The following is a 25,067-nucleotide window of genomic DNA, read 5'->3' on the forward strand; positions in this document are numbered from 1 at the left end:
ATTTGTAGCAGGGGCTCAAAAACCGCTGCTATACTGCGAGGCTCTGCTGGAGACGTGACCGAGTGGCCGAAGGTGCTCCCCTGCTAAGGGAGTATGTGGGCAAAACCTGCATCGAGGGTTCGAATCCCTCCGTCTCCGCCAGACAGTATTGAGAAACCCGCCCAAGCGTGCTTGTGGCGGGTTTTTTCATTGTTCCTTCATTGACCCAGTGCCTGCTGCTGTGGAAGTCTTGTGACATGAACAACGTTGTGAAGATCCGCACCCCGGAAGAGATCGCCAAGGCCCGCGAGGCCGCCGGCCTGGTGGCCCAGGTGCTGGCCATGATCGGCGAGCACGTGAAGCCCGGCGTCAGCACGGAGGACCTGGACCGGATCTGCCATGACTTCATCGTCCATGAGCTGAAGGTCATCCCGGCCAATGTCGGCTATCACGGCTTCCCCAAGACCATCTGCGCCTCGGTCAATGACGTCGTCTGCCATGGCATCCCGACGCCGGCCAAGATCCTGAAGAACGGCGACATCGTCAACATCGACGTGGCCATCATCAAGGACGGCTGGTTCGGGGACAGCAGCCGCATGTTCTTCGCGGGCGAGCCCAAGCTGCATGCCCGCCGGCTCGTGAACACCTGCTACGAGGCGATGTGCGCCGGCATCCGCCAGGTGAAGCCGGGCGCGACGCTGGGCGATGTCGGCCATGCCATCCAGAGCATCGCCTTCCGCGACGGCTACAGCGTCGTGCGCGAGTACGGCGGCCACGGCATCGGCGACATCTACCATGACGCCCCGCACGTGAACCACTTCGGCCGCCCTGGCGAAGGGGTGAAGCTGGTGCCGGGCATGATCTTCACCATCGAGCCCATGATCAACGCCGGGCGCCGCGAGGTGAAGGAAATGAAGGACGGCTGGACCGTCGTCACCAAGGACCGCTCGCTGTCCGCCCAGTGGGAGCACATGGTGCTCGTCACGGACACGGGTTTCGAGGTCCTCACCACCTGGCCGGACGGCCTGGGGGCCTATCCGCCCATCGCCTGAGCGGGTCTGGGTGCCGGCCGCCGTGCGATGGCCGGCTCCGGTGTCCCTGCTACGGCGCCGGCTCTGCGCTGATTTCGCGTGGAGGCGGTCAGCGGGCGCGCCGCTGGCGCGTTAGTGCAGGATGCGGGACTCAACGGCCGTGCCGTTGCGAGTCCGTGACCGTCCTGACCCCGGAGTGCCCATGATGCTGCTGCCCGCCCTGCCTGCCTGTGCCCGACGTGCCATGGCGCTGTCCTTGTTCCTGAGCCTCCCCGCGCTGGCCTTTGCGCAGGTCCAGTGCACCGATGCCGACGGGCGCGTCGTCTACCAGCAGGCGCCCTGCGCGGCCGGACAGCAGCAACGGACGCTCGCGCCGCTGCCCGCGCCGCTGACCGTGCCCTCCACACCGTCGCTGACGCCCTCGGGCAGCGGCAGCCCGCGCGCCGGGCTGCGCAGCGTCGGGCCGCTGCCGGCCGTCGGCGACGTCGGCCCGGTGAGCGTCGGCATGACGCAAGCGCAGGTGCTGGCCGTCCTCGGGCAACCCGATCGCTCGCGAACGGTGCAGGACGGCGCCAGCGTCTACAGCCATTGGAGCTACCAGCGGGAGAGCAGCCGCGTGGTGGTGGTGATGGAGCGCGGCGTGGTCCGCGCCGTGCAGGCGGACGAGGGCGCGCCGGCACCCTGGGCGCCCGCGCCGCGGGCCTGCGCGTCGGCGGCCGAGATCCGCGAGATCGAGATCGACATCAGCAAGATTCAGAACCGTGACAACCCGCTCGTGCAACAGGCGCTGCATCGGCGCCTGAGCGACGCCCGCGCCTGCCGCTGAGCCGGCTAGCCGATCTCCGGCCGCCAGGCCTGGGCCAGGCGCGCGACCGCGTCGCCCAGGCCCGCTGCGCTCACGGCCGCGAAACCCAGCACCAGCCCGGCGCGCGCCGAGCTGTCCGGCAGACCGCCGACGCGCCGCATCGCCCCGACCTCGAGCCGTGCCCGCACGGCCGCCTCGGTCAGGCGCTGCTCGAGGGCCGCGCTGGGCAGCGGCAGGTAGGCGTGCAGCCCCGCCTCCGGCGCCGGCAGGGGCAGGCCCAGCGGGGCGATGTGCCGGCCCCAGGCGTCGAGCAGGGCGTCGCGCCGCTCCCGGGCCGCACGGCGCATGCGCCGCACGTGGCGCAGGAAGTGCCCCTCGGCGATGAAGGCGGCCATCACCTGCTGGTCCATGCAGGCGCTGTGCCGGTCCAGCACCGAACGCAGGCGGGCGAGTGTCGGCAGCCAGGCCGGCGGGGCCACGAGGTAGCCCAGGCGCAGGCCCGGGAACATCAGCTTGGACAGGCTGCCCACATAGAGCGTCCGTCCGGCGGTGTCCAGGCTCGCGAGCGGTGCCAGCGGCAGGCCGACATGGCGGTACTCGCTGTCGTAGTCGTCCTCGAGGATCCAGGCCTGCTGCCGGCGGGCCCAGGCGAGCAGATCCAGCCGGCGCTGCAGGCTCATCGCCACGCCCGTGGGGAACTGGTGGGAGGGCGTGACATAGAGCAGCCGGCAGCGCGACCCGAGCGCCTCCAGGGCCGCGGGGCGCAGGCCCTCGGCGTCGACTGGCACGTGATGCACCCGGGTGGCCTGCAGGGCCAGCGCGGCGGCGGCGGAGCGGTAGCCGGGCGATTCCGTGGCCGCTTCGTCGCCCGGCCCCAGCAGGGCCAGGGCCGCCAGCGCGATGCCCTGCTGCGCCCCGCCGGTGATGAGGATCTGCTCGGCGCTGCAGGGCAGGCCCCGGGCGCTGCGCAGGTAGTCCGCCAGCCACTCGCGCAGCGCCGGGAGGCCCGCCGGATCGCCGTAGGCCAGATCGCTGACGCTGTGCCGTCGCCAGGCGCGTGCCTGCAGTCGTGACCACAGGGCGGCCGGGAACAGGTCCATGGCGGGGCTGCCCCAGCGGAAGGCCCGCACCGGGCCGTCCGGTGTGCGGGACGGCGTGAAGTGCTGGAGAGCCTGCCAGCGCGGGGTCTGCGGCTCGGGGGCCTGGGCCGGCGCTGTCGCGCGCGAGGGCGGCCGTGCCAGGGGCGAAGCCATCTGGGCCAAGGGCGGCGTCACGTAGCTGCCGTCGCCGACCCGGCTGCTGATCAGGCCTTCGTCCAGCAGATGCTCGAAGGCGCGGACCACCGTGTTGCGAGAGACGCCCAGCGCCGCTGCCAGATCCCGCGTGGCCGGCATGCGCGCACCGGCCGGCAGCTGGCCCTGGAGCATGCGCTGGCGCAGCTGCTCGACCAGCTGGCGTGCCAGCGGGCCGGGCCCGTCCAGCCGGATGCCGGCAACGTCGAAGGGCAGGGCGGGCAGAGGCGGCGAGTTCATGGTATTGGTCCGTCCGATATTGATTGAATTGGCTCTTTGATCGTACCAATGCGCGGCCTATGCTTCGTTCGAAATCGTCACCGACTCCGCCCCGAACCCCTACCTACAGCCGCATGTACACCCCCCCGCACTTCCAGCTCGACGACCCCTCCCTGCAGCGCCAGCTGGTGCAGGCCCACCCGCTCGCGCTGCTCGTGGCGGCCGATGCCCGCGACGCCGCGGCGCCGGCTCTCGCGCTGCACCTGCCCATGGTGTGGGTCGACGACGGGGAGCAATCGTGGCTCGAGGGTCATCTGGCGCGTGCCAATCCGCACCTGGCGGGCCTGGCCGAGGGGCAGGCCGTCCGTCTCGTCTTCACCGGGCCGGATGCCTACGTGTCACCCGCCCACTACGACAGCCCGCGCAACGTCCCGACCTGGAACTACCTGGCGCTGGAGGTGCTCGGCACGCTGCATCGCGTGGACGACGCGCTGTCCAAGGACCGGCTTCTCAAGCGCCTGATCGAGCCGCGGGATCCGGCCTATGTCGCGCAATGGCAGGGCCTGCCGGAGGACTTCCAGCGGAGCCTGCTGGGGGCGATCGTCGGCCTGCGCGTGGCGGTGCAGTCCGTGCAGGGCAAGGCCAAGCTGAGCCAGAACCGCGCGGCCGGCGAGCGGCAGCGGCTGATCGAGCATTTCGAGGCCGGTTCCTCGCCCGCCATGGCGCGCTGGATGCGGCAGCTGGGCCTGTGAGCCCGTCCCTTCATCATCAACCGTTTCCTGACAGCATCATGGCAAGACCTGACCCCCTGGACATCCGCCCTGTCGTTCTCACCGGCCGTCTCGTGCAGCTGGAGCCCCTGAGCCTGGGCCACGTCGAGGGCCTGTGCGTGCATGGCCTCGATCCGCAGCTGTGGCGCTGGATCCCGAGCAGCGTGGGCACGGCGGCTGAGATGCGCGCCTACGTGGAGGCGGCCCTGGCCGAGCAGGCACGCGGCCTGGCCCTGCCCTTCGTGATCCGGGACCGCGGCACGGGCGAGCTCGTGGGCAACACGCGCTTCGGCAACATCTCGGCGGCGGACCGCCGCCTGGAGATCGGCTGGACCTGGGTGGCGGCCCGGCACCAGCGCACGGGCGTCAACACCGAGGCCAAGACCCTGCTGCTGACCCATGCCTTCGAGACGCTGGGGGCCCATCGCGTGGAGCTCAAGACCGATGCGCTCAATGAGAAGTCCCGCACTGCCATCGCGCGCATCGGCGCCGTGCAGGAGGGCATCTTCCGCCGGCACATCGTGTGCGCCTCCGGCCGGGTGCGCGACACCGTCTACTTCTCCATCATCGACAGCGAGTGGCCGGCCGTGAAGGCCAGGCTCGCGGGCATGGCCTGAGGCCGCGCGCCGGCGGCCGCCCGGCACCTTGCCGGGCCGGCCGTCCGCCCACGAAAAAGCCCGCACGAGGCGGGCTTTCCTTGGGGAGGCGGGGGCGCTTACATGCCCGCGTAGTTCGGGCCGCCGCCACCTTCCGGCGTGATCCAGACGATGTTCTGCGTCGGGTCCTTGATGTCGCAGGTCTTGCAGTGCACGCAGTTCTGCGCGTTGATCTGCAGGCGGTCGCTGTTGTCCTCGTTCTTCACGAACTCGTACACACCGGCCGGGCAGTAGCGGCTCTCCGGACCGGCGAACTTGGCCAGGTTGAGCGTCACCGGCACGCTGGCGTCCTTGAGGGTCAGGTGGACCGGCTGGTCTTCCGCGTGGTTGGTGTTGGAGATGAACACCGAGGAGAGGCGGTCGAAGGTCAGCTTGCCGTCGGGCTTGGGGTAGTCGATCTTGGCGCACTCCGCGGCCGGACGCAGGTACACGTGGTCCGGCAGCTCGCGGCGGATCGTCCAGGGCGGGCTCTTGAAGCCGAGCTTGGGCAGCAGCCACTGCTCGATGCCCGTCATCAGCGTGCCGACGGTGTTGCCCTTCTTGAACCACTGCTTGAAGTTGCGCGAGCGGTCCAGCTCCTCGTGCAGCCAGCTCTTCTCGAAGGCCGCGGGGTAGGCGCTCAGCTCGTCGTGCTGACGGCCAGCGGTGACGGCCTCGAAGGCGGCCTCGGCGGCCAGCATGCCGGTCTTGATGGCGGCATGGCTGCCCTTGATGCGGGCGGCGTTCAGGTAGCCGGCATCGCAGCCCACGAGCGCGCCGCCGGGGAAGACCTGCTTGGGCAGGGACAGCAGGCCGCCGGCCGTGATGGCGCGGGCACCGTAGCCGATGCGCTTGCCGCCCTCGATGTGCGGGCGGATGCTCGGGTGCGTCTTCCAGCGCTGCATTTCCTCGAAGGGCGAGAGCCAGGGGTTCTTGTAGTCGAGGCCGACCACATAGCCCAGCGTGACCTTGTTGCCTTCCAGGTGGTAGAGGAAGCCGCCGCCGTAGGTCTCGTGGTCCGCGGGCCAGCCGGCGGTGTGCACCACCAGGCCGGGCTTGGCCTGGCCGGCCGGCACTTCCCACAGTTCCTTGATGCCGATGGCGTAGGACTGCGGGTCCTTGCCGGCATCCAGCTGGAACTTGGCGATCAGCTGCTTGCCCAGGTGGCCGCGGGCGCCCTCGGCGAAGATGGTGTACTTGCCCAGCAGCTCCATGCCCAGCTGGAAGCCGTCGTGCGGCTCGCCGTCCCGGCCGACGCCGACGTTGCCCGTGGCCACGCCACGCACGCTGCCGTCCTCACCGTAGACGATCTCGGCGGCGGTGAAGCCGGGGAAGATCTCCACGCCCAGGGCTTCGGCCTGCTCGCCCAGCCACTTGGTGACGGCGCCCAGCGAGATCACGTAGTTGCCGTGGTTGTGGAAGCACTCGGGGATGAGCCACTGCGGCGTGTCGCGCGCGCCGTCCTGCGAGAGGAACAGCACCTGGTCGGCCGACACCGGCTGGTTCAGCGGCGCGCCCAGCTCCTTCCAGTTGGGGAAGAGCTCGGTGATCGCGCGCGGGTCCATCACGGCGCCCGAGAGGATGTGCGCGCCGGGCTCGGAACCCTTCTCCAGCACCACGACCGACAGCTCCTGGCCCTTCTCGGCGGCCAGCTGCTTCAGACGGATGGCCGTGGCCAGGCCGGCGGGGCCGCCGCCCACGACGACCACGTCGTATTCCATGTTCTCGCGTGGGCCGAACTGGGCCAGAAGTTCTTCGCTGGTCATCGGGTGTCCTTCAGGATTTGCAAATGGGGTTTGCCGCGCGGCAGGGCCAGGCCCCGACTTGGCACAATTGCGGCGCATTCTACTGGTGTGCAGAGAAAATAGAACGATCGTGCTATTTTTGTGGTGCCCGGCCCTAGAGCCGCGGCTCTAGCCGGGTGGAGATCCCGATGGCGTGTGGCCGCCCATCGCGGACGGCAAGCCGGATGCCTTGGCCCTGCCGCCAGGGCTTAACATCCTCCCGGACATTGCATGAAGGATGTGATCCATGAGCTACAGCATTGATCTGGCAGGGCGCGTCGCCCTGGTGACGGGCGCCAGCAGCGGCCTGGGCGCGCAGTTCGCGCGGACCCTGGCGAAGGCGGGTGCGGGCGTGGTCCTGGCGGGGCGACGCATCGAGCGCCTCAAGGATCTGCGCGCCGAGATCGAGGGATCGGGCGGCGACGCCCACGTCGTGGCCCTGGACGTCACGGACCTCGACTCCATCAAGGCGGCCGTGGCCCATGCCGAGACGGAGATGGGCACCATCGACATCCTCGTCAACAACTCCGGCGTGAGCACCACGCAGAAGCTCACCGACGTCTCCGTCGACGACTACGACTTCGTGATGGACACCAATGTGCGCGGCGCCTTCTTCGTGGCCCAGGAAGTGGGCAAGCGCATGCTGGCGCGAGCCCGCGGTGCGGCGCCGGGCACCTTCACGGGCGGGCGCATCGTCAATATCGCCTCCATGGCGGGCCTGCGCGTGCTGAGCCAGATCGGCGTCTATTCCATGAGCAAGGCGGCGGTCATCCACATGACCCGCGCGATGGCGCTGGAGTGGGGCAAGTTCGGCATCAACGTCAACGCCATCTGCCCCGGCTACATCGACACCGAGATCAACCACCACCACTGGGGCACCGAGCAGGGGAAGAAGCTCATCGAGCTGCTGCCGCGCAAGCGCGTGGGGCACCCGCAGGACCTCGACACCACGCTGCTGATGCTGTGCGCCAACGAGAGCCACTTCATCAACGGTGCCGTGATCCAGGCAGACGACGGCTTCGGAGTCTGATCGATGAGCCTGCGTGATCTGAGCGCCGCCGAGGCGCGCGTGCTGGCCGTGCTGGTCGAGAAGCAGCACACCGTGCCGGACAGCTACCCGATGTCCCTCAACGCCCTGACCCAGGGCTGCAACCAGAAGACGGCGCGTGACCCGGTCATGAACCTGAGCGAGCCCGAGGTGCTGGACGCGCTCAACGAGCTCAAGGGCATGAGCCTGGTGCACGAGGTGAGCGGCAGCCGCGTCGTCCGCTTCGAGCACAACCTGCGGCGCGTCTACGGCGTGCCGGGCCAGGCCGAGGCCCTGCTGACCGTGCTGATGCTGCGCGGCCCGCTGACGGCGGCGGAGCTGCGGCTCAACACCGAGCGCCTGCACCGCTTCGCCGACATCTCGTCCGTGGAGGGCTTCCTGGACGAGCTGGCGGCGCGCGAGCCCGCCCTGGCCGTGAAGCTGCCCCGCGCGCCGGGCGCCCGGGAGCAGCGCTGGGCGCACCAGCTGTGCGGGGCGGTGTCCGCCGATCTGCTGCAGGCCGCACCCGCGGAGGGCCGGGCTGCGGGCGCGCGCGACGAGGAACTGCAGCAGCTGCGTGCCGAGGTGGACACGCTCAAGGCCCAGGTCGCCCGCCTGATGGCGGAGCTGGGGCTGCAGGGCTGAGCGCCGTCGGCACCCGTCGCGGAGCCTGCCCGAGGGGCGGGCCGCGCCCGACGGGCGCCGTGCGATTGCCGATCCTGCCGCGAGGAGTGCGCGGCCCGCAGCGGCCGGCCTGCCGCCTACACTGCGGGCCTCAACAAGGGGATCCGCATGAACAAGAAGATGTCTGCCTGGCTGATGCTGGGCGCCTTTGTCGCTGTCTCGGGCCTGAGTGCCTGCGCCGGAACGCCGGACACGCCGGAGGAGCAGAAGGCCCGCGCCGAGCGCGAGGAGCCGGAGTACCTCACCGGCTCGCGTCTGCCGCGCAAGAACCGCGACACGCCCTCCGGCATCCAGGTGACCAATGGCGAGAGCCTGTCCAAGCAGACGTCCCAGGCCGGTCGTTCCATGACCCCTTCCGGCCCTCGCTGATCCCCGCTCAGGGCGAGGCGGCGGGCGGCACTGCTACAGTGCCGCCATGCATGCCACCACCGCTCCCGCGCACGACTGGGTGCGCCAGGCCATCGCCCGCATCGAGGCCGATTTCCAGCGTTCCGCCGACACCCACCTGATCGCGCTGGGCCTGCCGGGCTTTCCCGGCATCGACCTCTACCTCAAGGACGAGTCCAGCCATCCCACGGGCAGCCTGAAGCACCGCCTGGCGCGCTCGCTGTTCCTCTATGCCCTGTGCAACGGCTGGTTGCACGAGGGCAGCACCGTGGTGGAGTCCTCCAGCGGCTCCACGGCGGTCTCCGAGGCCTACTTCGCGCGTCTGCTGGGCCTGCCCTTCGTGGCGGTGATGCCGGCCACGGTGTCCACCGAGAAGATCCGCGCCATCGAGTTCCAGGGCGGCCGCTGCCACCTCGTGCAGGACCCGACGCAGATCTACGTCGAGTCCCAGCGCCTCGCGCGCGAGCTGGGCGGCCACTACATGGACCAGTTCACCTACGCCGAACGGGCCACGGACTGGCGCAGCAACAACAACATCGCCGAGTCCATCTTCGAGCAGATGAAGAAGGAGGCGCATCCGGTGCCGCACTGGATTGTCTGCTCCGCCGGCACGGGCGGCACGCTGGCGACAATGGGGCGCTTCGTGCGCTACTCGCGGCACGCCACGCTGGTGTGCGGGGCCGATGCGGAGCGCTCGGTCTTCTTCGAACACTACCTCAGCCGCGATCCGGACCTGCGCATCGAGCAGGGCTCGCGCATCGAGGGCATCGGGCGCCCGCGGGTCGAGGCGAGCTTCCTGCCGTCGGTGATCGACGCCATGGTGAAGCTCCCGGATGTGTGGTCGCTGGCGGCCACACTGGCGCTCAGCGAGCATCTCGGGCGGCCGGTCGGCCCGTCGACGGGCACGAATCTCCTGGCGGCCCTGGCCTGCACGCAGCAGATGCGAGAGCGCGGCGAGCAGGGCTCCGTGGTCACGCTGCTGTGCGACAGCGGCGAGCGCTACCGCCACACCTACCACGACGCGGCCTGGCGCGAGGCGCAGGGCCTGGGCTGCGAGGCCGAGGTCATCGCCATGGCGGCCCTGCTGCAGAAGGGGCAGTGGCCCGCGGCCCTGCTCGGCGGCTGGGCGCTGGCCGGCGCCCTGCGCACGGCCTGACCGCGCGCCGGCCGGTCTGGCTCAGAGGTCCTTCGCTGCCGTGCCGAACTGCTGCAGCATGTAGTTCCAGAACGGCGGCACGCAGTCCAGGTGGCCCGACGGTTGCGCGGGGCAGTCCGTCAGCGTGACGAGGCTGCCGGCGCCGCGCTGCTGCATGGCGGTGAGCGTGTCGCTCGAGGCGCGGTAGCTCACGGTGGCGTCGTCACGCCCGTGATAGAGCCGCAGCGGCAGGGCGGGCAGCCAGTTGTAGACGTTGCTGCGGGCCTCGATGCCGGCCACGTCATCCATGAGGTAGAGATCGAGGAAGGTCGGGTCGAAGACGACGTCGGCGTCATCGCCGATGGCCTTGCTCAGCAGCAGGTCGCGGACCTTGCGCCGGTCACCGTCGCCCAGCAGCTTGAGGAAGCCGGGGTTGAGCAGGGCGCCCAGCACCTTGTTCTCGGCCTTGACCTTGGCCAGCAGGTCGTCCAGCGCGCGGTCGACCTCGTAGGGCCCGGCGCCGGCCACTGTCATCTGCAGCTGCGCCTTGAGCTCGCTGCTGCCGCCCTGCAGTGCCCGGAAGGCCGCGACGCTGGCGTAGCCGCCCTCGGAATAGCCGCCGAGGAAGAGCTGCCGGTTGTCCTTGATGCCCTGGGTGTAGCGCCAGTAGCGCGCGGCGGTCAGGAGGTCGTTCACCGCGGCGGCGGTCGGCGTCGAGAGCAGGTAGGGGTGCGGCCGGCCCTTGCTGGCGCCGTAGCCCACGTAGTCGGCGGCCAGCACGATATAGCCGGCCGAGGCCATCACCACGGCCGCCTCGTCGGGCGTCGCATGGTTGCTGGGCGCCTCGGCGTCCTTGGTCGTGGTGCCGTGCTGGTAGCTCAGCACCGGGCTGCGGCTGCCGGTCGGCTTGACGGGGATGCAGACCAGCGCCGAGGCCTCCACGCTCGCGCCGGTGGCGTCCACGGTGAGGTAGTTCAGGCGCCAGGTCTGGACGGCGTACCGTGCCGTCACCGCGGGCGCCTTGGGGCCGGCGGCGGTGAGGGCGGACTGGATGTCGCTGCTGCTCAGCAGCTTCAGTGCGGTCGCGGACTTGAGCTCACCCGGGCCCGTCACGGGCAGGACCGGCGGCTCCACGGGCTCGACGGGCTTCTCCGGGGTGCTGCCGCCGCCGCTGCCGCCACAGGCGCCCAGCAGCAGGCACAGCGTGGCGACCGGCATCAGGCGCCGCAGCGTCGTGGCGTGATTCTTGGCGAGCGGCTGGTCGGGCCGCTCCTTCCCCTGTTCGGACATGGCGTGTGCTCCCCTCGTTGTGCCGCCATTGTGTGATGCCTTCGCGCGCCTGCGCGAGGCGGCCCTGCGAGTCTGTGCGCCCAGCGATTCAGCGCCTCGCCGAGGATGTATCAAAAATACATTTGCAACCGCCCGGGTTGTCACGGCCGGCACGCAGGCTTGTGTGCCTGAATGACGCTATTTGTATGGGTGTCGTCATGAAATCCCCTGGTGATCCTCCCGATACTGATTGCCAAAAATGTAGCAATACTACTTTTGCCACCTGCGGGCTTCTTGACTCGCGGGGGCATGGGGGGATCACCCATCACCCACCCCTGACGGGCCGGCACAGGCCTGACACCGGAGACAAGAGACATGCCTACCCTCAGCGCCGGCCGCCTTGCGCGGCCCTGGCTCGCCCTCGGCCTGCTCGCCGCGGCCGCCTCCCTGGCCCTGGCCAGCCCGGACACCCATGTGTCCAACAAGCAGAGCTTCGCGACCGACGTCGTCTACCAGATCGTCACCGACCGCTTCAAGGACGGGGACGCCAGCAACAACCCGACGGGCCCGGCCTTCAGCGCCGGCTGCACCCAGCTCAAGCTCTACTGCGGCGGAGACTGGAAAGGCATCACCCAGAAGATCAGCGATGGCTACCTCACCGGGATGGGCGTGACGGCCCTGTGGATCTCGCAGCCCGTCGAGAACATCAGCGCCGTCATCAACTACTCGGGCACGCCCAGCACCTCGTACCACGGCTACTGGGCGCGCGACTTCAAGAAGCCCAACACGGCCTTCGGTTCGATCGCGGACTTCCAGGCGCTGATCACGGCGGCGCACAACGCCGGCATCAAGGTCATCATCGACTTCGCGCCCAACCACAGCTCGCCGGCCGATCCGGCCAACACTGCCTTCGCCGAGAACGGCCGCCTCTTCAACAACGGCACGCTGATGGCGAGCTACAGCAGCGACCCGTCCGGGCTGTTCCACCACAACGGCGGCACCACCTTCGCGACGCTGGAGGACGGCATCTACCGCAACCTCTTCGATCTCGCGGACCTGAACCACCACAACGCCACGGTGGACGGCTACTTCAAGTCCGCCATCCAGGGCTGGCTGGACCTGGGCGTCGACGGCCTGCGCGTCGACGCCGTCAAGCACATGCCCTTCGGATGGCAGAAGAACTGGATGGCGCACATCCACGGCTACAAGCCCGTCTTCACCTTCGGCGAGTGGTTCCTCGGCGTCAATGAGGTGGACGGCAACAACCACGGCTTCGCCAACAGCAGCGGCATGAGTCTGCTGGACTTCCAGTTCGCCCAGCGCATGCGCCAGGTGCTGCGCGACGGCAGCAAGACGATGCAGGACCTGCACCAGACCCTCGTCGACACCGCCGGCCAGTACCGCCAGGTGATCGACCAGGTCACCTTCGTGGACAACCACGACATGGACCGCTTCCACCAGATCGGCGCGCCGCAGCGCAAGCTCGAACAGGCGCTGGCCATCACGCTGACCTCCCGCGGCGTGCCGGCCATCTACTACGGCAGCGAGCAGTACATGACCGGCAATGGCGATCCGAACAACCGCGCCATGATGAGCGGCTTCGGCACCACGACGCCGGCCTACCAGCTCATCAAGAAACTCGCCGCCCTGCGCAAGAGCAATGCCGCGCTGGCCTACGGCACGCAGCAGGAACGCTGGCTGAGCCCGGACGTCTACATCTACGAGCGCAGGTTCGGCACGCAGGGCGTGCTGGTCGCGGTCAACCGCAGCGCGACGACGGCGACGACGATCAGCGGCCTCGTGACGGCCCTGCCGGCGGGCAGCTACCCCGATGTGCTGGGCGGACTGCTGGGCGGCGGCTCGCTGAGCGTGGGCAGCAGTGGCGCGGTGCCCAACTTCGTGCTCGGCGCCGGCGCGGTCGCCGTCTGGCAGGCCGCTCCGGCCGTCACATCGCCGACGCTCGGCCATGTGGGCCCGATGATGGGCAAGCCGGGCAATGTGCTGACGATCGACGGCCGCGGCTTCGGCGCCACCAAGGGTTCCGTCTTCTTCGGCAGCACGGCCGTCACCGGCGCGAGCATCCTGAGCTGGGAGGACAGCCAGATCAAGGTCACCGTGCCGTCCATCGCCGCCGGCAGCTACGCCGTGAAGGTGCGCAACGCCAGCGCCGTGGACAGCAACGCCTATGCCGGCTACCAGCTGCTGAGCGGCCCGCAGGTGACCGTGCGCTTCATCGTCACCAATGCCACGACGGCGCTGGGCGAGAACGTCTACCTGACCGGTGACAAGTTCGAGCTCAGTGGCTGGAGCACCAGCACGCCCGTGGGCCCGGCCTTCAACCAGGTCGTCACCAGCTACCCGAACTGGTACTACGACGTCAGCGTGCCGGCCAGCACCACGCTGCAGTTCAAGTTCATCAAGAAGAACGGCGCGGCCGTCACCTGGGAAGGCGGCGCCAACCACACCTTCACCACGCCGGCCAGCGGGACGGCGACGGTAACGGTGCCGTGGCAGCCCTGAGCAGGTCTGGCGGGCGCTGACTCGGCCCGGTAGCGCCCTTGATGGCAAGCCGCCCCGCGTGTCGGTCTCGACACCGGGGCGGCGTTGCGTCGAGGGGCGCACGGGGCGCGCCCGAGGCCTCAGTCGATCAGCTCACGGCGCAGCGTCGCCTCGTCCCAGTCCCCATTGCGGCGGCGGGTCTGCTGGCCGCCCTCGATGACGAGGTAGGTCGGCAGGCCATTGACACCCAGTTGCTGGGCCACCGGGCTCTGCCCGACGCTCTGCCAGGGCTGGAAGCTCATGCGCAGGAACACCGTGCCCTCGGGGACCGGCCGGCTGGACAGCGCGGCATAGACCGGGTTGGCGCGGGCGCAGTGGCCGCACTTGGGGTCGAAGCTGGTGAGCTGCAGCACCACGCGTCGCGTCGGATGGTCGGTCAGCCACTTCGCCAGATCGCTGGGGGCGATGTCGGTGATCTTCGGCGGGCCGGCCGGCGGCTCGGCCGATGCCGAGGGCGCCGTGCGTTGCGGCGGCGGGGGCAGGGCGGCGGACGGGGTCGGTGCCTGCTGCTGGGCGATCCAGGCCTTCAGCGGCCCGAGATCCAGACTGGCGGATTGCACCCGCTTGACCGTGGACACGGGACGCTCGCCAAACTGGCCCACGCGCACGGCCGCAATGGCATCGGGCTTGTAGGCCATGAAGTAGAGGCCGTGGTGACCAAAGCGGTAGAGGTCCAGCTTCTTGCCGACCATGTCGAACTCGTTGCGCCAGCTCTGCGAGCTGTCCGAGCTGCCGTCCGGCGCCTGGCAGGGCATGTCGCAGATCGTCACCAGCTCGTAGCCTTGGGCCTTCAGCTGCCCGGCGTAATGGCGGGCGATCAGCAGCGGGCTGTCGTCATTCTTGTGGTCATACTGGACCACGCTCACGGCGCCTTCGTAGTTCATGCGCCAGCGGCTCTGCATGCCGCCGCCGGACTTGCGCTCCGGCGGCGAGATCGGCAGCGTGCCCTGCTCGAGCGGGTTGATGTGGCGGACGTACTCGGTGGCCCGCGGGAAAGGCGTGAGCGGCGTGGCGCCCGGGCCCTGCGGCGCCTGCGCATGGGCCATCGACAGCGCACCGGCGGCCAGGCTCAGGGCGACGACGGCGCGGCGTGCGCTGGCGTGGCACGGCGGGGTGGGCGTTGTGGATGCAAGCATGGGATCCTCCCTCCGAATCATTTTGGATGGCGCCTCGACGCTCGCCGGGCGATGCCGGCCGCGAGGCCGCGGCAGTATTCCACGGCACGGTCGGCGGGCCGGCCCGGACGTGGGGGGCAATGGCAACCCTTTGTGAACCGGGGCGTCAGGGGCGGCCCCGGCCGGGGCGCCTCAGCGACCGTGCCCACTGCAGCAGCTGCAGGATCCAGGCGGCCGCCCCGATCATGGGCAGGGGCGACAGCAGCAGGCCGATGAGGAGTCCGAATCCCAGGGCGTTGCCGTCTCCGGCCCATGGCGTACTCAGGGCCGCGAAGCAGAGGGCGGCGGCCGCCGTCAGCGCATGACCCATCCAGCACAGCGCCCGCACGCCCGGCCGCGGGCGCAGCAGCGCGCGCCATCGGCTGCGCAGCCACAGCAGCACGGCGAGCGGCAGCAGCAGTGCGAAGCCGGCCAGCGCCGTCGGCGCCGCGAGCCGCGCGACCGCGATCACGACCCCGCTCATCACCCAGATCCAGGCGAAGCCCAGATGCATCATGCCGACGCCCGTCAATCCCGCTGCGCCAGCGCCCGCGCGATGTGCCCGCGCTTGACGGTGGGCTTGGGCACGCGGACGTCGAACCAGCGGCGCACGTCCTCGTCCACACCGATGCCGTGCATGAAGTTGTAGAGACCCTTCTTGAGCGCGCGGCCCATGGCGTCGTGGTCGGTGCCCGTGGGGTCGACGAAGCCGACATCGTTCTTCGCGAAACGGCCCTCGGGCAGCGGCAGCAGCTGCACGCCGAACTGCTCGGGGTTCAGGCCCACCGGCGAGTGCACGGTACAGGCGAAGCGATGGAAGAAGCCGCTGTGGATGCAGCCGTTCTCGAAGAGCTGGCGGACGTATTCGAGCGCATCCACGGTGTCCTGCACCGTCTGCGTGGGGAAGCCGTACATCAGGTAGGCGTGGACCAGCACGCCGGCCTCCGCGAAGGCCTTGGTGACCCGCGCCACCTGCTCGACGCTCACGCCCTTGTTCATCAGCTTCAGCAGGCGATCCGAGGCCACCTCGAGGCCGCCGGAGATGGCGATGCAGCCGCTGTCCGCGAGCTGCTGGCACAGCTCGGGCGTGAAGGTTTTCTCGAAGCGGACATTGCCCCACCAGCTGATGGCGGTGCCGCGCGCCTGCAGCTCGGCGGCCAGCGCCTTCAGCGATTTCGGCGGCGCCGCCTCGTCGACGAAGTGGAAGCCCGTCTGCCCCGTCTCCTTCACGATCGCCTCGATGCGGTCGACCAGCGTGGCGGCCGTGGCGCCCTCGTAGCGGGAGATGTAGTCCAGCGAGACATCGCAGAAGCTGCACTTCTTCCAGTAGCAGCCGTGGGCCACGGTGAGCTTGTTCCAGCGCCCGTCGCTCCACAGCCGGTTCATGGGGTTGAGCATGTCCAGCAGCGACAGGTAGCGGTCGATGGGCAGGCCGTCCCAGGTGGGCGTGCCGACGTCCTCGAAGGGAATGTCGGGCTCGGCCAGATGGCGCCAGCGCACCTCGCCGTCCTCCCGCACAAAGGTCCGCACCAGGCGCTGCGCCGATCGCTGGCCGGCCAGATGCTCCAGCAGCGCCAGCAGCGGGCGCTCGCCGCCGTCCATGGTGACGAAGTCGACGTAGTCGAACAGGCGCGGCTCGGAGAGCTCGCGCAGCTCGGTGTTGACGAAGCCGCCGCCGAGGATGAGCGTCACGCCGGGCCGGTGCGCCTTGATGGTCTGCCCCATGCGCAGTGCGGCATAGACGGCGCCGGGGAAGGGCACGGAGAGCAGCACGACGTCCGGCTTCACCTCGTCCATCGCGGCGAGGGTCAGGTCTTGCAGGGTGCGGTCGATGAGGTTGGGCGCGGCCGCCAGGGCCTGGGCCAGCGGGTCGAAATGCGGCTGCGCCGTGGCCAGGCTCTCGGCATAGCGGACGAACTCGAAGCGCGGATCGACGGCGTCGCGCAGCACGTCCGCGAGGTCGTTGAGGTACAGCGTGGCCAGATGGCGGGCGCGGTCCTGCAGGCCCAGCGCTCCGAAGGCCCAGGCCAGCGGGTCCTCGCCCTCGTCGGCCAGGTAGTGGTCGATGGCGGCGAAGCGCGCGCCCTCGGGCAGGAACTGCCGGGTGTTGATGCGGTGCGCCAGCGTGGGGTCGCGGCCCTGTAGAAAGCCGATGACGCGTTCGATCGTGGCCTCGTAGGCCGGGAACTGCTCGGCGAAGCTGCGCGTCTGTGCCGTCTGCTGCTGGCGATCGAGCGCCTCCACCGCCGTGCGCATGCCCTGCAGGCCTTCGCGCGAGAACAGCGCCAGCACGAGCGCCAGCGCCAGGTCGCGCTGCTCGCAGTGCAGCCCGCGTGAGCGCAGGAAACCGGTCAGGTAGGCGGTCGAGGGGTAGGGCGTGTTCAGCTGCGTCATCGGGGGGATGAGCGCAAGCACGCGCAGGTCGGTCACGGCGGGCACGGTGGCGGGGCGGGCGAGAGTGGAGTGGAGGGCGGGTCTGCGTGAACTGTACGCGGCCCCGGCACCGCTGGCATGCGAACAACTTGGCACGCCAAAGAGAAAGCCCGCGTGGCACGGCGTGCGCCACAGCGGGCTCGAGCATCACGGGGCAGGCGCGGGGCCTGCGCGGTGATTACTTCTTCTTCTTGGCGACGGGCTTGGCAGCCTTGGCAGCCGGCTTGGCCTCAGCCTTGGCGGCCTTGCGAGCGGCGGCCTTGGGGTCCACGGCGGCCTTGAAGCCAGCGCCCGGGGTGAACTTCGGCAGCTTGGCGGCGGCGATCTTGATCTTTTCGCCGGTGCTGGGGTTCACGCCGGTGCGGGCAGCGCGAGCGTGCTGCTTGAAGGAGCCGAAGCCGGGGATGGACACGGAGCCACCCTTCTTCACCGTGGTGACCACGGCGTCCAGCAGGGTTTCGACGATGCGGCCGGCTTCGGCCTTGGTCAGCTCGTGCTTGGAAGCCAGGTGTTCGATCAGTTCGGTCTTGTTCATTCGTGTGACTGTTTGGTTGAGCCCGAACAGGCTCGGGCGGCGCGGATTGTGCCCCATAAACAGGGGCCTGCCAGCCGGCTCGTGCGCAAAAGTCCCAAGGGCAGGGGGCTGCAGGGCCTCGACCGCGGGAAAGTCCCATGCCCACGGGGTCTCCGGCCCCGGCCCGGACGGCCGGAGGCAGGGCGGCGATGTCACCTGCCGGACAGCGCTGGGCCGGCGCCGGCGGCGGCCGGGCGCACTTTGCCGGGAATGGCGCTTGCCACCTTCCGGCAGGTCCGGCGCACCGACGTGGAGCGCCAGCCGCCCCGCTGGCGTCGGACCACGACATGACGACTGAATCATCGGAAAGGATGCAACATGAACCAGCAGGGTCGAAACCAGGGACGCCACGAGGACCAGGGCCATCGCAGCCAGAGTGGCAGCAACTACGGTGACTGGTCGAACCAACGCGCCCCAGGCCAGGAAGGCCAGCCGCACACGCCGTACCAGGAGGGCCCGCAAGGGGGCTACCAGGGCGGCTATCAGGGCAGCCAGCAGCACCTGGGCGGTGGCTACGGCGCTCAGCAAGGCGGCTTCGGCCGCGGCGATGGCGATGCCAATGGCGGCCGCTACGGGCCGAACTACCCCGGCGCCGGCAGCGACGTCGCCAGCCAGCACAGCCCGTATGGTCAGTTCGGCGGCCACCCAGGCAGCATGCCCTGGGGGCAGTCCGGTTCCTACGGCGGGGGCTACCAGGGCGGCAGCTACCAGGGGGGTTATCCGGGCGGGCAGCAGGACATGGCACGCCCGTGGCAGTCCCTGCAGGGGCAGGGCGGCTCCTACGGCGGCTCCGGCACGACGGCGGGCATGAGCCATGGCGGCTACGGCGGCCAGGGTGGCCTGCACAGCGGCATGGGCGGGATGAGCAGTGGCATGGGCGGCAACGGTGGCTACGGCGACCACGGCGGCCAGCAGACGCACTTCGATCCCGACTACCACCAGTGGCGCACGGAGCAGATGCGCAACCTGGACAACGACTACCAGTCGTGGCGCCAGGACCGCTATCGCAAGTTCTCCGACGAGTTCAGCCAATGGCGCAGCCAGCGCCCGCAGCAGTTGGGCAGCAGTTCGGGCAGCGGCAGCGAGACGAGCGGCCATCACACGGACCCGGGCAGCGAGGGCCATGGCAGCAGCGCCAGCACGGGCTCGTCCGGCACGCCGGGCAGCTCGTCCTCCGGCTCCGGCGGCAGCGCCTCCAGCGGCAAGACCAAGTAAGTCACGCCCGGGCGGCGCCCTGCGATGCCCGCCAGCCCTGCCGTCGAGCGGGCTGACACAGCAGGGGCCGCCCGCCTCGAGCCCCCGCCTGCGCCAGCGGCAGGACGCCATCGGCATGCGTCCCTCACCCTGGCGCGGGCATCAGGAACTCCATGTCACCCCTTGTCGTCTTCAGCCATCTGCGCTGGTCCTTCGTCTACCAGCGGCCCCAGCACCTCATGTCCCGGCTGGCGCTGCACCGACCCGTGCTCTTCATCGAGGAGCCGATTCACGACCCCGGCCCCGTCCGGCTGGACAGCAGCTGGCAGGGCCGTTCCATCGAGGTCCTGACGCCGCGCACGCCGCTGCCGGCCCGGGGTTTCGACCTGGCCCAGGCGCAGCTGCTGCGCCCCGTCCTGCGGCAGGCGCTGCGGGAGCGAGGCCTCCGTTCGCCGATCGCCTGGCTCTACACGCCCCTGGCGCTGCCGCTGGCGCGGGACCTCGATCCCGCGCTGTGGGCCTACGACTGCATGGACGAGCTCTCCGCCTTCCAGGGCGCCTCCCCCGAACTCCCCGCGCGCGAGCGGGAGCTGCTGGCGCTGGCGGATGTCGTGCTGGCCGGCGGCCCCGGGCTGGCGGATGCCAAGCGCGCGCTGCGACCGGACGTGCACTGCATGCCCAGCGCGGTGGACGTCGAGCACTTCCAGCCCGGTTCCGCCAGCGAGGAGGCCCGCCAGCATGCCGAGCAGGTGCAGGGCCACCTGCCGCATCCGCGCCTCGGCTTCTTCGGCGTGATCGACGAGCGCATGGACCTGGCCCTGCTGGCCCAGCTGGCCGATGCGCGCCCGCACTGGCAGATCGTGATGGCCGGGCCGGTCGTGAAGGTGGATCCGGCGAGCCTGCCTCGTCGGCCCAATCTGCACTGGATCGGCATGCAGCGCTACCCGTCGCTGCCGGCATTGATGGAGGGCTGGGACGTCTGCCTGATGCCCTTTGCGCTGAACGATGCCACCCGCTTCATCAGTCCCACCAAGACGCTGGAGTACCTCGCGGGCGAGAAGCCCGTGGTGAGCACGCCGGTGCCCGATGTCCTGCGGCTCTACGGTGCCGTGGTGCGCACGGCCCGGGCGGGCGAGGCCTTTGTGGAGGCCTGCGAGCAGGCCCTGCACGAGACGCCCGCCCAGCGCCGCCAGCGGCTGACGCACGCCATGGACGTCGTGGCTTCCTACTCGTGGGACGGCTGCGCGCAGGTCGTGCAGGCATTGCTCGAGGCGGCGCTGAAGCGTCGGCAGGTCGAGGCGCAGCGGAAGGCCGCCCCGGCGGGCGCTGGGCTGCGGATCGGCAAGCCCGCCGACGCCGGCGCCGAGGCGGTGCTGGCCACGTCCCGGCGGACGGTGCCGCTGCCGCCGACCGCCGGCGCTGGCGGTACGCGGGTCTGGGCGCTGCGTTCCGGCCGCAGCTGAGCCGGGCCCGCCATGCGGATCCTGGATGCCCACCTGCATTGCAGCGGCAGGGAAGACAGCGCCGGTGTGCTGCATGCGCTGGACGAGGCCGGCATCGAGCGCGCCGTGCTGCTGGCGCCGTTCCTGAGCCCCGGCTACTCGCTGGGCGATGCCGGCTCGCTGCGCCGCGCCAACGACCACCTCGCGCGCCTGGTGCGCGGTCATGAGGACCGCCTGACCGGCTTCGCCGTCGTCGATCCCCGGCATGACCACGCGGCACAGGACCTGCGCCATGCCATCGAGCAGCTGGGCCTGCACGGCGTCAAGATGGTGCCCACGGGCTGGTACCCCTTCGAGGAGCGCGCCCACAGCGTCTACGAGGTGGCATCGGCGCTGGCGCTGCCCATGCTCTTCCACAGCGGCATCTTCATCGACGGCCGCTCGGGGCGCTTCTGCCGCCCCGCCTACTTCGAGGCCCTGCGCGACCATCCCGGTGCCCGCGTGACGCTGGCCCACATGGGCTGGCCCTGGACGGACGAGGCCCTGGCCGTCACGCTGATCGACCGCATCCACCAGGTGCCGGTCGAGGAGGCGCAGTTCCGCCTGGACATCTCCTTCGGCCCACCGCCCCCCTACCGGCGCGAAGTGCTGGCCCGCATGCTGGAGGTGCTCGGGCCCGGATCGCTGCAGTTCGGCAGCGACTGCTTCCTCCCCTGCAGCGGGGCGCATCTGCGCGAGCGCTGCGGCTGGGTGCAGACGCTGATGGACGAGCTGGGCCTGGACGCGGCGGCCCGCGAGCAGATCCTCTGGGGCACGGCGGCGGCGTGGCTGCGCCTGCCGGCGAGGGGACGCCCGGCGGATCTGCCGGTGCCATCCCCGGCCGCCACCGGGCGCCCACCGCTTCCCCCCGGGCCGCCCGCACCGCCGCTGAGCGCGCCGGATGCCTCGCCCGGCCTCGCCCAGCACCTGCGCCGCGGCAGCCCGCGGCTCGCGCTGCTCGGGCGTTGCTGCTGAGGACGCCCACCCATGCCGGGTCAGACCGTCGCCACCGCCGGGCCGGGCAGCGCGCTCGCCACCCGGCGCATCCATGTGATGGAGCTCGTGGGCAACGCCATCGTCGGCGGCATGGAATGCTGGGTCGAGCGATTGCTGCAGCATCTGCCACGGGAACGCTTCCGCATCACCGTCGTCTGCCCCTACGAAGGCCGCTTCAGCGCGGCCATGCGGGCCCTGGGGGCGGACGTGGTCTGCATCCCCATGCCCGAGGACCCGGCCTGGAGTGCGGCCCAGCTGGGCCAGGCGCTGGCCCGCAGCACCGGCGTGGACCTGCTGCACGCGCATCTGCCCAATGCGCACGCACTGGGCGGGCTGGTGTCGCGCCTCACGGACCTGCCGCTGCTGTGCACCATCCATGGCCGGCAGATCACGCTGCTGGACCTGGAGGTGCACCGCGCCGTCCGCAGCCACCTGAGCGTGGTGTGCCGCCACAGCTACCTGCATGCGCTGGGCGTCGGGGTGGATCGCCGCCGGCTGAGCTGCGAGCCCAACGGCGTGGACACCCGCTGCTTCCATCCCGGCCCGCGCCCCCTGGACGGCCTGCGCCAGCAACTGGGCCTGGACACGGTGGCGCCGCTGGTGGGATTTGTCGGGCGCCTCTCGCCGGAGAAGGGCCCCGAGCAGTTCCTGCGCGCGGCGGCGCTGCTGTCCGAGGGGCTGCCGCCGGGCACACGCTTCGTGATGGTGGGCGAGGGGCCCCTGCGAGGCGCGCTGGAGGCGGACCTGGCGCGCCTCGGCCTTGGCGACCGCGTGCGGATGGCGGGGCAGCGGGATGACATGCCCACGCTGTACCGCGAGCTCGACGTGCTGGTGTCCTGCTCGCATTCCGAGGCCATGCCCCTGGCCGTGATGGAGGCCCTGGCCAGCGGCGTCCCCGTGGTCGGCACGCGCGTCGGCGGCATGCCGGAGATCGTGCAGCACGGCGTCAGCGGCTGGCTGGTGGCGCCGCGCGACATCGAGGACCTGGCCGCCCGCATCCGCCAGCTCCTCGAGGCGCCCGCGCGGCGCCAGGCCATGGGCGCCGCGGCCCGCCGGGACATGGTGCAGCGGCTGGACCTGCGACCCAGCCTCGACCGCGTCGCCAGCCTGATGCAGGCCCTGGCCCGCCAGGCCCGCGAGCCGCATCGCCTGGAAGACGTCAGTGTCCTCGGGCGGGCGTGAGACCGCCCGCAGCACGAGTCTGGCGGGCGTGAGACCGCCCGCAGCACGAGTCTGGCGGGCGTGAGACCGCCTTCATTGCCGGCCAGTCGGGCATGAAAGCTGCCCTACGTCGAGGCCCAGGAACCCAAAGGAAGGCCATGACACATTCTTCTGCAAGACGGCTGCGTGCCGCATCACTGATCGCAGGATTGCTGATCCTGGCGGCCTGCGCCACTCCCAGCGGTCCGCCGGCCTCGGTGGCGGCGGCCCAGGTCGCCATCGACGCGGCTCGCAGCGACGGCGCCGAGGCGCTGTCCGGGCCCGAGCTGTCGCGCGCCCGCGCCAAGCTGGAACGGGCCCGGCAGCTCGTGCCGTCCGACCGCCTGCGCGCGCATCGCCTCGCCGAGGAGGCTGCGGCCGACGCCGAGCTCGCCCGTGCGCGCTCGGCGCAGCAGCGCTCGCAGCGCGCGCTGGCGGAGGTGCAGCAGTCCATGCAGGCGCTGCGCGATGAGCTGCAGCGCAGCGCCGCCCGGCCGCCGGGTATCGCGGCATCGCGCTGAACGTGTGCGCAGCACGTCGGCGCGGAACGTCTGTGCTGACGCGCTGCGGAGCCGGTGCGCCGCGCCGCTGCAGCCTGCTCCTCCCATTCCTTGATTGCAGGAGACCCCATGCGAGAACTCAAGACCCTCTTGACGGCCGTCGCCGTCAGCGCGCTGGCTGCCTGCCAGACCCTGCCCGAGCGCGATCCGGCGCTGGATGCCGCGGAGCGCGAGTACCGTGAAGCGGCGGCGGACCCGACGGTCCAGCGCCAGGCCTCGGCCGAGCTGGCCCAGGTGCGAGGCATGCTGACCCGTGCCCAGCGCTATTACAGCGACGAGCGCAACCTCGAGCAGACCCGCCATCTGGCCTATCTCGCCAGCGTCGACCTCCAGACCCTGCGCGCCCAGGCCAGCCGGCGGGATGCGGACGCGCAGGTGCAGCAGTCCGGCGCCGAGCGCGACCGCCTGCAGCTGCAGGCCCGCGACGCCGAACTGGCCCGCGCACGTGCCGGCGAGGCGGACGCGCGGCGCACGGCGACCGACGCCCAGAACCAGGCCGCCCGCCTGCAGCGCGATCTCGCGGAGCTCGACGCCCGCAGCACGCAGCGCGGGCTGACCGTGGTGCTCAAGGACATGCTCTTTGCCACGGGTCGCGCCGAGCTCCAGCCCGGCGTGCGCCGCTCCCTCGAGCGTCTGGCCGAGGTGCTGCGCCAGCATCCCGAGCGCCGCGTCCTGATCGAGGGCTTCACGGACAGCACCGGCGGTGCGGCCATGAACCAGCGGCTGTCGCAGCGCCGTGCCGAGGCCGTGCGCGGCGCACTGGTCCGCTCGGGGGTCGCCCCGGACCGCGTGGAGGTGCGGGCCTTCGGGGAGGAATACCCCGTTGCCGACAACGCCACCGCCGCGGGCCGGCAGCAGAACCGCCGCGTGGAGATCCTCTTCTCCGACGAGCAGGGGCGCCTGAACTATCGCTGAGGGCCGCCGGTCCAACTCAAAGAGGCCCCGCGGGGCCTCTTTGCTTGGGGCGTCGGCGACATCAGTCGCGAAACGCCCGACGCGGGACGTCAGAAGCGGTACTTCAGCGCCAGGCTCGTGCTCTGCACATAGGTGCGGCCGCTACCGGCGAGGCGGAAGCGGTCGCGGCTGCGCTCGATCGACACATTGAAGTTGCGGTTGAAGTTGAAGCCCACGCCGATCGTGGCGGACGGCCCCCAACCCGTGGCGGTACCGACCGGGACGCCGGAGAGCGGATCCGCCGTCAGCTTGGTGTGCCCGTAGATTGCGCCCGCCTTCACGTAGAAGTTGACGTTCTCCATGTCGAGCATGCCGACGAGGCTGATGTTCGCGCCATAGGCACGGACCGCGCCGCCGGCGCGGTTGACCTTGCCGAAGTGGCGCGCGCCGATTTCCAGGCCGAGGAAGTCATTGAACATGCCCCCGGTGTAGATCGCGACGGAGCGGTCGCGGTTGTCGCAGCTGAAGGGGGCAGGGCCGCAGGGCGTGTCGTAGTCGGAGTTGCCGAGGCTGACCCCGACGTAGCCGCGGCGGGTGTAGGGGATCCAGGAGTAGTCGCTGCCGGCATAGGCGCTGCCGTAGCTGCCCCCGCCCCCATGCTGGTCCTGCTGGGCGAGGCCGGGCTCGGTCGCGCTGGCATAGGCGCCCATGCCGGTGCCGGTGGTGCTTCCGGCGGTGGTTCCCGTGCCGGTCTGTGCGCCGACGCCCGTCGCGGCCAGGCCGCCGATCAGGGCCAGGCAGAGGCTGCCGCGCCAAGATGCGCTGCGCGCCGGTGCTCCGGAATTGAGGCCATGTCGTACATACATCTTGAGTTCCTTTGCGATGTTCAGGTTGGAAACGGACGCATGCCATCAAGGCAGTTGCCACCATCCGGTCGGCAAGTGCCATGCCATGGCGCCAGGGCGGTGTCGGCAAGATTTGCCGCAGAGCGTCGGGCGCGGCGGG

23 protein-coding genes and 1 tRNA gene are annotated in these 25,067 nt (G+C 70.6%); 16 read left to right on the forward strand and 8 right to left on the reverse strand.

The window, feature by feature from the left end; genetic code table 11:
- Window positions 1-48: 48 nt before the first annotated feature.
- The 3 genes from QRD43_RS17810 (at window position 49) to QRD43_RS17820 (ending at window position 1,836) form a co-directional block, all read left to right on the forward strand.
- Window positions 49-141: transfer RNA gene (locus QRD43_RS17810), tRNA-Ser, on the forward strand.
- A gap of 95 nt (window positions 142-236) precedes the next feature.
- Window positions 237-1,031 (forward strand): type I methionyl aminopeptidase, encoded by a 795-nt coding sequence (map, locus tag QRD43_RS17815; protein ID WP_285983850.1) that lies wholly within the window; start codon window positions 237-239, stop codon window positions 1,029-1,031.
- 181 nt (window positions 1,032-1,212) lie between these two features.
- On the forward strand, window positions 1,213-1,836 hold the full coding sequence (locus QRD43_RS17820) for a DUF4124 domain-containing protein (RefSeq protein ID WP_285983851.1): 624 nt from the start codon (window positions 1,213-1,215) through the stop codon (window positions 1,834-1,836).
- A gap of 5 nt (window positions 1,837-1,841) precedes the next feature.
- Here QRD43_RS17820 and pdxR read toward each other — a convergent pair whose 3' ends face one another.
- On the reverse strand, window positions 1,842-3,347 hold the full coding sequence (pdxR, locus tag QRD43_RS17825) for a MocR-like pyridoxine biosynthesis transcription factor PdxR (RefSeq protein ID WP_285983852.1): 1,506 nt from the start codon (window positions 3,345-3,347) through the stop codon (window positions 1,842-1,844).
- A 113-nt stretch (window positions 3,348-3,460) separates the two neighbouring features.
- Between pdxR and QRD43_RS17830 the strand changes: the two genes are divergently transcribed.
- Together QRD43_RS17830 and QRD43_RS17835 are read left to right on the forward strand one after the other, a co-directional pair.
- A complete protein-coding gene (locus QRD43_RS17830) occupies window positions 3,461-4,078 on the forward strand; it encodes an FMN-binding negative transcriptional regulator (protein WP_285983853.1) in 618 nt (205 codons plus the stop codon).
- A 38-nt stretch (window positions 4,079-4,116) separates the two neighbouring features.
- Entirely contained in the window at window positions 4,117-4,713 is a 597-nt protein-coding gene (locus QRD43_RS17835) for a GNAT family N-acetyltransferase (protein ID WP_285983854.1), read from the forward strand.
- Between the two features lie 98 nt (window positions 4,714-4,811).
- Here the strand turns inward: QRD43_RS17835 and QRD43_RS17840 are convergent, their stop codons facing one another.
- Window positions 4,812-6,497 carry an electron transfer flavoprotein-ubiquinone oxidoreductase gene (locus tag QRD43_RS17840; RefSeq protein ID WP_285983855.1) on the reverse strand — a complete coding sequence of 562 codons (1,686 nt, stop codon included), beginning with the start codon at window positions 6,495-6,497 and terminating at the stop codon, window positions 4,812-4,814.
- A 265-nt stretch (window positions 6,498-6,762) separates the two neighbouring features.
- Here QRD43_RS17840 and QRD43_RS17845 point away from each other — a divergent pair, with 265 nt between their 5' ends.
- The 4 genes from QRD43_RS17845 to QRD43_RS17860 all read left to right on the forward strand — a co-directional run bounded on the left by QRD43_RS17845 (window position 6,763) and on the right by QRD43_RS17860 (window position 9,769).
- A complete protein-coding gene (locus QRD43_RS17845; protein WP_285983856.1) occupies window positions 6,763-7,545 on the forward strand; it encodes an SDR family oxidoreductase in 783 nt (260 codons plus the stop codon).
- A gap of 3 nt (window positions 7,546-7,548) precedes the next feature.
- Window positions 7,549-8,187 (forward strand): YceH family protein, encoded by a 639-nt coding sequence (locus QRD43_RS17850; protein WP_285983857.1) that lies wholly within the window; start codon window positions 7,549-7,551, stop codon window positions 8,185-8,187.
- Window positions 8,188-8,334: 147 nt separating this feature from the next.
- Window positions 8,335-8,595: a hypothetical protein gene (locus QRD43_RS17855; protein WP_285983858.1), complete on the forward strand. Its 261-nt coding sequence runs from the start codon at window positions 8,335-8,337 to the stop codon at window positions 8,593-8,595.
- Between the two features lie 46 nt (window positions 8,596-8,641).
- Window positions 8,642-9,769 carry a PLP-dependent cysteine synthase family protein gene (locus tag QRD43_RS17860; RefSeq protein WP_285983859.1) on the forward strand — a complete coding sequence of 376 codons (1,128 nt, stop codon included), beginning with the start codon at window positions 8,642-8,644 and terminating at the stop codon, window positions 9,767-9,769.
- Window positions 9,770-9,790: 21 nt separating this feature from the next.
- Here QRD43_RS17860 and QRD43_RS17865 read toward each other — a convergent pair whose 3' ends face one another.
- Window positions 9,791-11,038: an alpha/beta hydrolase gene (locus QRD43_RS17865; protein ID WP_285983860.1), complete on the reverse strand. Its 1,248-nt coding sequence runs from the start codon at window positions 11,036-11,038 to the stop codon at window positions 9,791-9,793.
- A 354-nt stretch (window positions 11,039-11,392) separates the two neighbouring features.
- On the opposite strand from QRD43_RS17865, the gene QRD43_RS17870 reads away from it, so the two are divergent.
- Window positions 11,393-13,537 (forward strand): alpha-amylase family glycosyl hydrolase, encoded by a 2,145-nt coding sequence (locus tag QRD43_RS17870; protein ID WP_285983861.1) that lies wholly within the window; start codon window positions 11,393-11,395, stop codon window positions 13,535-13,537.
- A 119-nt stretch (window positions 13,538-13,656) separates the two neighbouring features.
- Here QRD43_RS17870 and QRD43_RS17875 read toward each other — a convergent pair whose 3' ends face one another.
- From QRD43_RS17875 to QRD43_RS17890, 4 genes are all read right to left on the reverse strand, one after another.
- On the reverse strand, window positions 13,657-14,712 hold the full coding sequence (locus QRD43_RS17875) for a thioredoxin domain-containing protein (RefSeq protein WP_285983862.1): 1,056 nt from the start codon (window positions 14,710-14,712) through the stop codon (window positions 13,657-13,659).
- Between the two features lie 145 nt (window positions 14,713-14,857).
- Entirely contained in the window at window positions 14,858-15,247 is a 390-nt protein-coding gene (locus QRD43_RS17880) for a hypothetical protein (RefSeq protein ID WP_285983863.1), read from the reverse strand.
- Between the two features lie 11 nt (window positions 15,248-15,258).
- Window positions 15,259-17,124, reverse strand: coding sequence for a B12-binding domain-containing radical SAM protein (locus QRD43_RS17885; RefSeq protein ID WP_285983964.1), 1,866 nt, complete (start codon window positions 17,122-17,124; stop codon window positions 15,259-15,261).
- A gap of 217 nt (window positions 17,125-17,341) precedes the next feature.
- Complete coding sequence (locus QRD43_RS17890; RefSeq protein WP_285983864.1) at window positions 17,342-17,698, reverse strand: HU family DNA-binding protein; 357 nt, start codon at window positions 17,696-17,698, stop codon at window positions 17,342-17,344.
- A 357-nt stretch (window positions 17,699-18,055) separates the two neighbouring features.
- On the opposite strand from QRD43_RS17890, the gene QRD43_RS17895 reads away from it, so the two are divergent.
- The 6 genes from QRD43_RS17895 to QRD43_RS17920 all read left to right on the forward strand — a co-directional run bounded on the left by QRD43_RS17895 (window position 18,056) and on the right by QRD43_RS17920 (window position 24,083).
- Entirely contained in the window at window positions 18,056-18,952 is an 897-nt protein-coding gene (locus QRD43_RS17895) for a hypothetical protein (RefSeq protein ID WP_285983865.1), read from the forward strand.
- Window positions 18,953-19,104: 152 nt separating this feature from the next.
- Window positions 19,105-20,394: a glycosyltransferase gene (locus QRD43_RS17900; RefSeq protein WP_285983866.1), complete on the forward strand. Its 1,290-nt coding sequence runs from the start codon at window positions 19,105-19,107 to the stop codon at window positions 20,392-20,394.
- Window positions 20,395-20,406: 12 nt separating this feature from the next.
- Window positions 20,407-21,387: an amidohydrolase family protein gene (locus QRD43_RS17905; RefSeq protein ID WP_285983867.1), complete on the forward strand. Its 981-nt coding sequence runs from the start codon at window positions 20,407-20,409 to the stop codon at window positions 21,385-21,387.
- 12 nt (window positions 21,388-21,399) lie between these two features.
- Window positions 21,400-22,590 carry a glycosyltransferase gene (locus tag QRD43_RS17910; RefSeq protein ID WP_285983868.1) on the forward strand — a complete coding sequence of 397 codons (1,191 nt, stop codon included), beginning with the start codon at window positions 21,400-21,402 and terminating at the stop codon, window positions 22,588-22,590.
- Between the two features lie 137 nt (window positions 22,591-22,727).
- Window positions 22,728-23,129 carry a DUF4398 domain-containing protein gene (locus QRD43_RS17915; protein WP_285983869.1) on the forward strand — a complete coding sequence of 134 codons (402 nt, stop codon included), beginning with the start codon at window positions 22,728-22,730 and terminating at the stop codon, window positions 23,127-23,129.
- A gap of 108 nt (window positions 23,130-23,237) precedes the next feature.
- Complete coding sequence (locus QRD43_RS17920) at window positions 23,238-24,083, forward strand: OmpA family protein (protein ID WP_285983870.1); 846 nt, start codon at window positions 23,238-23,240, stop codon at window positions 24,081-24,083.
- Window positions 24,084-24,172: 89 nt separating this feature from the next.
- Here QRD43_RS17920 and QRD43_RS17925 read toward each other — a convergent pair whose 3' ends face one another.
- A complete protein-coding gene (locus QRD43_RS17925) occupies window positions 24,173-24,928 on the reverse strand; it encodes an outer membrane beta-barrel protein (protein WP_285983871.1) in 756 nt (251 codons plus the stop codon).
- Window positions 24,929-25,067 lie beyond the last annotated feature (139 nt).

The organism is Roseateles subflavus (assembly GCF_030285365.1).
Classification (GTDB): domain Bacteria; phylum Pseudomonadota; class Gammaproteobacteria; order Burkholderiales; family Burkholderiaceae_C; genus Roseateles_B; species Roseateles_B subflavus.